Below are 8,779 nucleotides of genomic sequence, written 5' to 3'. Positions count from 1 at the left end.
GCACCCAGCCACGCCAGCAACTGCGTCGCCGACGGACCCGACTGGACATGCGTCATGTCCAGAACACGAACACCCTCCAAAGCCTTCGTCACAACGGCCACCTCACAAGTCCAACGACGGGTCGGGGATGGTACGTCGGATCCCATACTGCAGATTGCATACCGTATGGAGTAACCATGGTTGCGGCCGACGCGGTGGATGTCCAGAGAACGCGGGCAAAGATTTGCCCGTACCGGCCGGCGGCGCGGAGCCGCCGGGCGCACCGCGACGGCGACCGGCCGCGCCCCCAACCCCGCCCGGGGCGAGGCACCGGCACCGGCACGCACACCCGCACCTGCACCGACCGGCCACGTTCGGTGTGTGCATGATGCAACCACATGCCCGGACCGGATCGTCCGGCCGCTGTACCGTGGAGGGCCAGCCGGCAATGCGTGCCGTGCGACCGGCCTGGGAGGAAACCCGCATGGCGATTCGGTTCGACGTGGGGTCACTGGCTCCCGGCGACCGCGCGGACGCCATCCGTGAACTCTCGCGGTCGGTGAACGGCCGCATAGAGGTGGATCTCCCGCCGGATCCGGCCCGTCTGCGGGCCGTCGCGGACATCACCACGGTGGGGCCGGTCGAGGTCACGGGAATCGACTGGAACGTGGCCGGCCTCCGGCGGGCGACCACCCAGGCGGCGGAGGAGGACATGGAGCCGCACGTCTTCGTGGTCCTCCAGGAAGCAGGGGTCACCCGGTTCGGCCAGGGAGGCAGACGGGGTGTGATCCGGGCGGGGGACCTCACGGTGATCGAGAACGCCAAGCCCTACGAGATCTTCTTCGACGGCACCGTGCACGCGGTCACCGTGCGCGTCCCCACGCACGTCCTGGGGCTGCGGTCGTCCCTGATCGGCCAGGTCACCGCCGCGCGCATCGGCGCGGAGCACCCGCTCATGGGTGCCGCGGCGGCGTTCTTCGCCCGGATGGCGCGCAGCCGGACCCCCGTCGGCGCGGCGGAGGCCGCCCTGTACGCGCAGCCCTGCGTCGACCTGATCAGGGCCGTGGTCACCACCGGCGCCGGCCGTGACGACCTGGCCAGAGGGCCCCTGCACGGCACGCTCCTCCAGCGCGTCGAGGAATACGTCCGCCGCCATCTGGCGGAACCCGATCTGACCGCGGCACGCATCGCGGCCGAGCACCACGTCTCCGTACGGCAGCTCTACCTGACCCTGTCCCGGGCGGGCATCTCCCTCGGTGCGTGGATCAGGACGCAGCGCCTCGAGGAGTGCAGGCGGGAACTGGCCTCGCCGGCGCGGCGATTCATGACGATCGAGGCGATCGCCCACCGGTGGGGATTCACCAGCGCACCCCATTTCAGTCGCGTGTTCAAGGCGGCGTACGGATCGAGCCCCCGCGAATGGCGGCTGGAACGGGCGGCCGGCACAGAGGACTTCCCGCCGCCGACAGCCCGGTCCCACCCGGCGTCCGGAACGCCCTGACCGGCACCGCTGCTTGAGCGGTGAAGCGGCCTTCCCCTCCCCCGTCACGGGGCGACGTCCCCAAGGTAGGCCGGACACCGGTCGTCGTCTTGCCTCTCCGCGCAGGGATCCGCCGCCCGGCTTGCCTCACCGTGCAGGGATTCGGCCCTGGCGCCCGGCCCCGCGACCCGACCACCGGAGCTCCGGGCCCCTGCACGGCGTGACGCACCACCGGCGCCGCACAGCCCCTGGGAACCGGGGATGCGGCGGGACGACGGGCGGTCGGCCGACGGCTCACGGGCGCCCGGCCCGGGCGGCACGCCGTCCCGCGCAACGCGCGCCCATCAGCGGACACATCCGGCATCTCACCCTGATTGCCTTCGCCGTGGCGCCGCCCTACTGTCCCCACCGACGACGACGTCGGCACCGGGCCCGCGCTGCTCGACGAGGGCGGACGCCCCCGGAGGAGCCGGCTCGCGTACGCCCTCCTCGGCCGGGAGCGGGTTCACCGAAGCACCCGATCACCCTCCCGACGAGTCCCGTGACGGAACCGCACCCGGGCTGCCGGCACGCGTCACCCTCCGGCGCCTGGCACCGCTTCCCTGCCTGCCGTGCGCCGCACCGACGAAAGGCACGACATGACCAAGATCGCGATCATCCTCGGCAGCACCCGCCCGGGGCGCAACGGCGCCGCCGTGGCGGACTGGGTCCTCGACATCGCCAAGCAGCGTTCCGACGCGGAGTTCGAGCTCGTGGACCTGGCGGACTACCCGCTGCCGCTCCTCGACGAGGCGCTCCCCCCGGCGTTCGGGCAGTACCAGAACGACCACACCAAGGCCTGGTCGGCGAAGATCGCCGAGTTCGACGGCTACGTGTTCGTGACCCCCGAGTACAACCACTCCACGACGGGTGCCCTGAAGAACGCGCTCGACTACCTGTACGCCGAGTGGAACAACAAGGCGGCCGGCTTCGTGGGCTACGGCTCCGGCGGCGGCATCCGCGCCGTGGAGCACCTGCGCCTCATCGCGAGCGAACTGCAGATCGCCACGGTGCGGGCGCAGGTCGCGCTGTCCCTCCTGACCGACTTCGAGAACTACAGCGTCTTCAAGCCGGGCCCCCACCACCGCTCCACCCTCGATGCGACGCTCGACCAGGTCGTCGCCTGGTCGAAGGCCCTGCGGCCGCTGCGCGCCGACGCCTGACCATCCGCCGGGCCCGCCCCGGTCGGGGCGGGTCCGGCACCGCGGAGCCGCCGGCCCGCGGCCACATCCCACGAGGACATCATGATTTTTGACGACCGCTTCAGACCCGTGTCGGCTGCGGAGGCGGCCGAACTCGCATCGCTGGTGAGTGGCCCGGTCCTGCTGCCGGGCGACGAGGGCTACGACGCAGAATGCGAGATCTACAACCTCAACCTCTCGCTGGAGCCGGCGCTCGCGGTCGGCGCCGCCGACGCGTCCGACGTGCGGGCGGCGGTCTCCTTCGCGGCCCGCCACGGCCGGCCCGTGACGGTGAAGACCACGGGCCACCAGCAGGTCGACCCCGCCCGGGGCGGGGTACTGATCAGCACACGGCGCATGAAGGGCATCACCATCGACGCCGACCGGCGACGCGCACGCGTCGAGGCCGGCGTGATCTGGCAGGAGGTGATCGACCAGGCGGCCACCGTCGGCCTCGCCCCGGTGAGCGGCTCGGCGCCACTGGTCGGCGTGGCCGGCTACACCCTCGGGGGCGGACTCAGCCCCGTCCTCGGCCGGAGCCTCGGATACGCGGCGGACCACGTCCGCTCGCTGGACGTGGTCACCGCCGACGGCGCGTTGCGCCACGTCACGGCCAACACCGATCCCGAACTGTTCTGGGCCCTGCTCGGGGGCAAGGGCAACTTCGGGGTGGTCACCGCGCTGGAGTTCGACCTGTTCCCGCTGACCCGCTTCTACGGCGGCGGCATCCACTTCCCCGGCGAACACCTCGCCGACCTCCTGCACACCTGGCGCACCTGGCAGTCCGACATGCCGGAGGAGATGTCCTCCTCGCTGGCCGTGCAGCGCCTGCCCCCGCTGCCCGAGTTGCCGGAACCGCTGCGCGGGGCGTTCGTGGTCCACGTGCGCTTCGCCTTCCTGGGGCCGGCGGCCGAGGGCGAGCGGCTGATCGCAACCCTGCGCGCGGCCGCACCCGCACTCGTCGACACCGTCGGCGAGATGCCCTACACCGCCATGGGCGCCATCCACCTGGACCCCCCGACGCCCATGCCCTACTACGACCGCACGACGATGCTGCGCGCGTTCCCCGCCGAGGCCGCCGACGCACTGGTCGAACTGCTCGGTCCCGGGTCGCACTCCCCGCTGGCGAGCGTCGAGATCCGCATGCTCGGCGGCGCGCTCGACCGGGAGCCCGCGGTGCCCAACGCCGTCTCCACCCGCGGCCTTCCCTTCGTCCTCTTCGGCTTCGGCGTGGGCGGCCCCGACCAGGCCGGGTTCCTCGGCGGCGCACTCGACGGTGTCATGAAGGCGATGGAGCCCTGGGCGGACGACCGCAGGATGGTCAACTTCCTCTCCACCGAAGAGGCCACCGACCCCGAACAACTGGAAGAGGTCTACGGCACCGACCACTTCCGGCGCCTGACCGCCACGAAGAAGGCCTACGACCCGGCCAACACGTTCCGCGTGAACCACAACATCCCGCCCGGCTGACGGGCGACGCCGGAAGCCCCCCGGGAGGCCGCTCTGCGCAGCCCGGGGGTCACCATCCGTCACGCACAACGCGACGAGGACCACGACCCGAAGGTCGAGGTCCTCGTATCCGTACCGTCAACGGTGGTGTCCGAGGGGGGACTTGAACCCCCACGCCCGATAAAGGGCACTAGCACCTCAAGCTAGCGCGTCTGCCATTCCGCCACCCGGACAGGTGATGCGCGGGGCTGGCCCCGCGGCGACACGGATAACGATACCAAGGATTCGGGGTGGGTTTCACCTGCGTATCCGCTGGGTGCACGGGGTGCCGGGGCCCGGTCGGCCCCGGCACCGGGGGGAGCTACCCGGGCTCGGGCGGCATGAGGTGGTAGCCGGGGAAGTTCCCCGGCGGGCGCTCGTCCGCGGGGCCGCGGGTGACCGCGCGGACGAGCAGGTCGCCGCCGACGAAGGCGCCGCGCCAGGAGCCGCCGAGGCCGCCGAAGTGCTCGGCGCGGTCGCCGCGGGAGCGGGGGCGGTTGTGGCCGACCTTGAAGGCGCGGATCCGCGGGGCGAGGCGGGCGTAGGTGTCCTCGTCGTCGGTGGAGAGGGTGGCGACGAGGGTGCCGCCGCCGGTGTTCATGGCGGCCAGCAGTTCGGCCTCGGTGTCGGCCGGGACGATCGTGTCGACCGGGCCGAAGGGCTCCGTGCGGTGCAGCGGGGAGGTGGGGGGCGGGTTGAGGAGGGTGACGGGCGCCAGGTAGGCGGAGGTGTCCTGACCGGGCAGGAGGCGGGCGTCGGCGAGGCTGCCGCGGTGCAGCGGGACCGCGCCGTGGTCGACGGCCTCGGAGACGAGGTCGTCGAGTTCCTTGGCCTTGGCCGCGGTGATCAGCGGCCCGAAGTCGAGTCCGGGGAGGTCGTCCCCGGGGTCGTCCACGGCGAGCGGGTGGCCGAACCGCAGGTCGCGCACGGCGGGCAGGTAGGCGGACAGGAAGTCGGGGAGGAGTTCGCGCCGCACGACGAAGCGCGGGTAGGCGGTGCAGCGCTGTTTGGCGTGGGCGAAGGTCCCACGGATGTGACCGGACAGGGTTTCCCAGTCGCTGTAGTCCCACACGCCCCAGGTGTTCAGCCCCTCCTGTCCCAGGACGTGGCGTCCGCCCGGGTCGGCGTCCGCGCAGGCCTGCCGGACGCCCGGGTCCCGGCCGCCGACGGAGCAGACGCAGCCGAGTTCGGGCGCCCGTACCAGTGCCGCCGCCAGGTCGTCGCCGCCGCTGACCAGGGTGACCGGTACGTCCTCGCGGGCGATGAGCGCGCACGCGAGGGTGAGGCAGGCCAGTCCCCCCTCGGCGGGGACCTTGGCGATGACGGCGTTGCCGGCGAGCGCCTGGACCAGCATGGCGTGCACGAGGACGCTCATCGGGTGGTTCCAGCCGGCGAGGTTGCCGACCGGGCCGGGCAGCGGGCGGCGCCACTCGACCATGTCGTCGATCTCCCCGGCGTACCAGCGGACGCCGTCGAGGGCCCGGTCGACGTCCGCCTGGGCGAGCCGCCAGGGCTTGCCGATCTCCCAGACCAGGAGGAGGGCGAGCAGCGTGCGGTGCTCGCTGAGGGCGTCCAGGGCGGCCGAGACCCGGGCTCTGCGCTCGGAGACGGGGATCACCCGCCAGGCGCGGTGCTGGTCGAGGGCGGCGCGGACGGCCCGCCGGGCGGTGTCCGCGCCGAGCCGGGGCGCCCCGGCGACGGGGGTGCCGTCGACGGGGCTCACGGACGGCAGGATCCGGCCGTCCGCCTGCCAGGCCCCGGCCCACAGGTTGAGCACGCGGTCCTCATGGAACGCCTCGGGGGCGGCGCGCAGGCACCGCCGCCAGGCGTCCGCCCAGGCCGTCCCGGGTTTGAGGGCGAGGGTCACGGTTGGTCCGCCCGGTCGGGGCGGAACTCGCGCAGCGCCCCGCCACGGGTGTAGAGGAAGCCCCTGACCATCTCGGTGCGGGGCAGTTCCGTGGCGTCGCGGACCCGGGTGATGCACGTGACGAGGTCCTCGGCGGGGTCGCCGAGCGCCGCGCAGTCCTCGTGGTGCACCAGGACGATCTCGCGGGTGCCTCCCTCCAGCTGGCTCATCCGCAGCGAGCGGAGGGTGTCGGGGGTGACGCACCCGCCGGCGTTGCGGATGACGTCGGCGTCGCCGGGCCGCAGCCCGAACATCGCCTCGACGCCGAGCCGGGAGTCCATGCACGCGACGATGGCGACGCCGGTGCGGGCCTCCTTCTTCTTGAGGTCGATCGGCGTGAGTGCCGCGCCCACGTCGTACCTGCGCAGGAGCAGCTGCTCGACGCCCGCGGACCGTACGGGGGCGGTCACCGCAGCAGCCCGCGGACGAGCCGCGCGGTCTCCGACGGGGTGCTGCCGACCTTGACGCCGGCTTCCTCCAACGCCTCCTTCTTGGCCTGGGCGGTGCCGGAGGAGCCGGAGACGATGGCGCCGGCGTGGCCCATGGTCTTGCCCTCGGGCGCGGTGAAGCCGGCGACGTAGCCGACCACCGGTTTGGTGACCAGGCGGGAGATGTAGGAGGCGGCGCGTTCCTCGGCGTCGCCGCCGATCTCGCCGATCATGACGATCAGTTCGGTCTCGGGGTCGTCCTGGAAGGCCCGCAGGCAGTCGATGTGGGTGGTGCCGATGACGGGGTCGCCGCCGATGCCGACCGCGGTGGAGAAGCCGAGGTCGCGCAGCTCGTACATCAACTGGTAGGTGAGCGTGCCGGACTTCGACACCAGGCCGATGTGGCCGGCGGTGGTGATGTCGGCGGGGATGATGCCCGCGTTGGACTGCCCGGGGCTGATGAGCCCGGGACAGTTGGGCCCGATCACGCGGGTGCCGGAGGCGACCGCGCGGGCCCGGAAGGCGACCGTGTCGTGGACGGGGACGCCCTCGGTGATGACGACGACGAGCCCGAGCCCGCCGTCGACGGCCTCGTCGACGGCGGCGCGTACGAAGGGCGGCGGCACGAAGACGACGCTGACGTCGGCGCCGGTCATGCCGACGGCCTCCTTGACCGACCCGAAGACCGGGACGGTGCGCCCGTCGAACTCGACCCTCGTTCCGGCCTTGCGCGGGTTGACGCCGCCGACGACGTCCGTGCCCGAGGCGAGCATGCGGCGGGTGTGCTTCATGCCCTCCGAGCCGGTCATGCCCTGGACGATCACCTTGCTGTTGCGGTCGAGGAAGATGGCCATCGCGATCAGCTCCTTGCGGGCTCGGCGGCCCGCGCGGCCGCGCCGTCCATGGTGTCCAGCTGCTGTACGAGGGGGCCCAGCGACGCCGCGGCCTCGTCGAGGACCGCGCGGCCGCGTTCGGCGTTGTTGCCGTCGAGGCGGACGACGAGGGGCTTGGTGAGCTCCACCTGGCCGAGCGCCTGGACGATGCCGTCGGCGACCGCGTCGCAGGCGGTGATGCCGCCGAAGACGTTGACGAGGACGGAGGTGACGTCGGGGTCGGAGAGGATGACGCCGAGTCCGTCGGCCATCACCTGGGCGGAGGCGCCGCCGCCGATGTCGAGGAAGTTGGCGGGGGCCGCGCCGTGGTGGGCGACCACGTCGAGGGTGCTCATCACCAGCCCCGCGCCGTTGCCGATGACGCCGACGGTGCCGTCGAGCTTGACGTAGTTGAGGCCCTTGGCGCGGGCGGCGGCCTCCAGGGGGTCGCCCTCGCCGGGGGTCTCGTAGGCCTCGTGGACCGGGTGCCGGAAGCGGGCGTTGGCGTCGAGGGACACCTTGCCGTCCAGGGCGAGGACCCGGCCGTCCGTGGTGCGGACCAGCGGGTTGACCTCGACCAGCAGGGCGTCCTCGGCGGTGAAGACCTCCCACAGTGCGATCAGCACGGGCACGGTCTCCTCGGGGAGTCCGGCCGCTTCGGCGATCTGCCGGGCCTTCTCCTCGGTGACGCCCTCGGCGACGTCGACGGGGACGCGGGCCAGCGCCTGCGGCCGGGTGGCGGCGACCTCCTCGATGTCCATGCCGCCCTGGGCCGAGGCCATGGCGAGGAAGGTGCGCTCGGCGCGGTCGAGGAGGAAGGAGACGTAGTACTCGTCCTGGATGTCGGCGGTCGGGGTCAGCATGACCTTGCCGACCGTGTGGCCCTTGATGTCCATGCCGAGGATGGCGCCGGCCTTCGCTTCGGCGTCCGCGGGGTCGGAGGCGAGCTTCACGCCGCCGGCCTTGCCCCGGCCGCCGGTCTTCACCTGGGCCTTCACCACGACCTGTCCGCCGAGGCGTTCGGCGGCGGCCCGGGCCTCGGCGGGGTCGTCCACCACGTGGGCGGCGAGCACGGGGACGCCGTGCCGCGCGAAGAGCTCCCGTGCTTGGTACTCGAACAGATCCATCGTCAAACGCACCTGCCCTGACTCGGGGTCGAACGATAATCCGGTGCAGACCTCTGGACACCGGGTCGTCCATGCGGGATAAACGTCTGCATACAGTATTCGTCGGCTGTATGCAATGTACAGACTGCAGAACGGAATCTCGCGATCGGCCTGCTCACCGGCCCCCGGACCGGAAGGAACCTTGGTTGTGACGAAGGCTTTGGAGGGTGTTCGTGTTCTGGACATGACGCATGTCCAGTCGGGTCCGTCGGCGACGCAGTTGCTGGCGTGGCTGGGTGC

At 72.4% G+C, this 8,779-nt stretch carries 9 protein-coding genes and 1 tRNA gene; 4 read left to right on the top strand and 6 right to left on the bottom strand.

Annotated elements, in window-relative coordinates:
• Positions 1–146 (bottom strand): CoA transferase (locus tag ABZ479_RS41275; RefSeq protein WP_500466393.1); only part of this gene is annotated, 146 nt, incomplete at its 3' end.
• A 317-nt stretch (positions 147–463) separates the two neighbouring features.
• Between ABZ479_RS41275 and ABZ479_RS41270 the strand changes: the two genes are divergently transcribed.
• The 3 genes from ABZ479_RS41270 to ABZ479_RS41260 all read left to right on the top strand — a co-directional run bounded on the left by ABZ479_RS41270 (position 464) and on the right by ABZ479_RS41260 (position 4,149).
• Positions 464–1,480: a helix-turn-helix domain-containing protein gene (locus ABZ479_RS41270; protein ID WP_500466391.1), complete on the top strand. Its 1,017-nt coding sequence runs from the start codon at positions 464–466 to the stop codon at positions 1,478–1,480.
• Between the two features lie 617 nt (positions 1,481–2,097).
• Complete coding sequence (locus ABZ479_RS41265; RefSeq protein WP_500466392.1) at positions 2,098–2,661, top strand: NADPH-dependent FMN reductase; 564 nt, start codon at positions 2,098–2,100, stop codon at positions 2,659–2,661.
• An 81-nt stretch (positions 2,662–2,742) separates the two neighbouring features.
• Positions 2,743–4,149: an FAD-binding oxidoreductase gene (locus ABZ479_RS41260; RefSeq protein ID WP_500466390.1), complete on the top strand. Its 1,407-nt coding sequence runs from the start codon at positions 2,743–2,745 to the stop codon at positions 4,147–4,149.
• Between the two features lie 124 nt (positions 4,150–4,273).
• Here the strand turns inward: ABZ479_RS41260 and ABZ479_RS41255 are convergent.
• The 5 genes from ABZ479_RS41255 to sucC all read right to left on the bottom strand — a co-directional run bounded on the left by ABZ479_RS41255 (position 4,274) and on the right by sucC (position 8,500).
• A tRNA-Leu gene (locus ABZ479_RS41255) sits at positions 4,274–4,361 on the bottom strand.
• Between the two features lie 128 nt (positions 4,362–4,489).
• Positions 4,490–6,034 (bottom strand): aldehyde dehydrogenase family protein, encoded by a 1,545-nt coding sequence (locus ABZ479_RS41250; protein WP_500466389.1) that lies wholly within the window; start codon positions 6,032–6,034, stop codon positions 4,490–4,492.
• Positions 6,031–6,483 (bottom strand): carbonic anhydrase, encoded by a 453-nt coding sequence (locus ABZ479_RS41245; RefSeq protein ID WP_500466388.1) that lies wholly within the window; start codon positions 6,481–6,483, stop codon positions 6,031–6,033. Before ABZ479_RS41245 ends, ABZ479_RS41250 begins: the two co-directional genes overlap by 4 nt.
• Positions 6,480–7,355 carry a succinate--CoA ligase subunit alpha gene (gene sucD / locus ABZ479_RS41240; RefSeq protein ID WP_500466387.1) on the bottom strand — a complete coding sequence of 292 codons (876 nt, stop codon included), beginning with the start codon at positions 7,353–7,355 and terminating at the stop codon, positions 6,480–6,482. The genes ABZ479_RS41245 and sucD overlap by 4 nt, the downstream gene beginning before the upstream one ends.
• A gap of 5 nt (positions 7,356–7,360) precedes the next feature.
• Positions 7,361–8,500, bottom strand: a complete 1,140-nt coding sequence (gene sucC / locus ABZ479_RS41235; RefSeq protein ID WP_500466386.1) for an ADP-forming succinate--CoA ligase subunit beta — start codon at positions 8,498–8,500, stop codon at positions 7,361–7,363.
• A 187-nt stretch (positions 8,501–8,687) separates the two neighbouring features.
• On the opposite strand from sucC, the gene ABZ479_RS41230 reads away from it, so the two are divergent.
• The coding region (locus ABZ479_RS41230; protein ID WP_354803300.1) for a CoA transferase at positions 8,688–8,779 on the top strand (92 nt) is incomplete at its 3' end.

It is taken from the genome of Streptomyces sp. NPDC005722 (genome assembly GCF_040630935.1).
Lineage (GTDB): Bacteria > Actinomycetota > Actinomycetes > Streptomycetales > Streptomycetaceae > Actinacidiphila.
The sequence above is the reverse complement of the archived record's forward strand: the minus strand, read 5'-3'. Positions and strand labels throughout refer to the sequence as shown.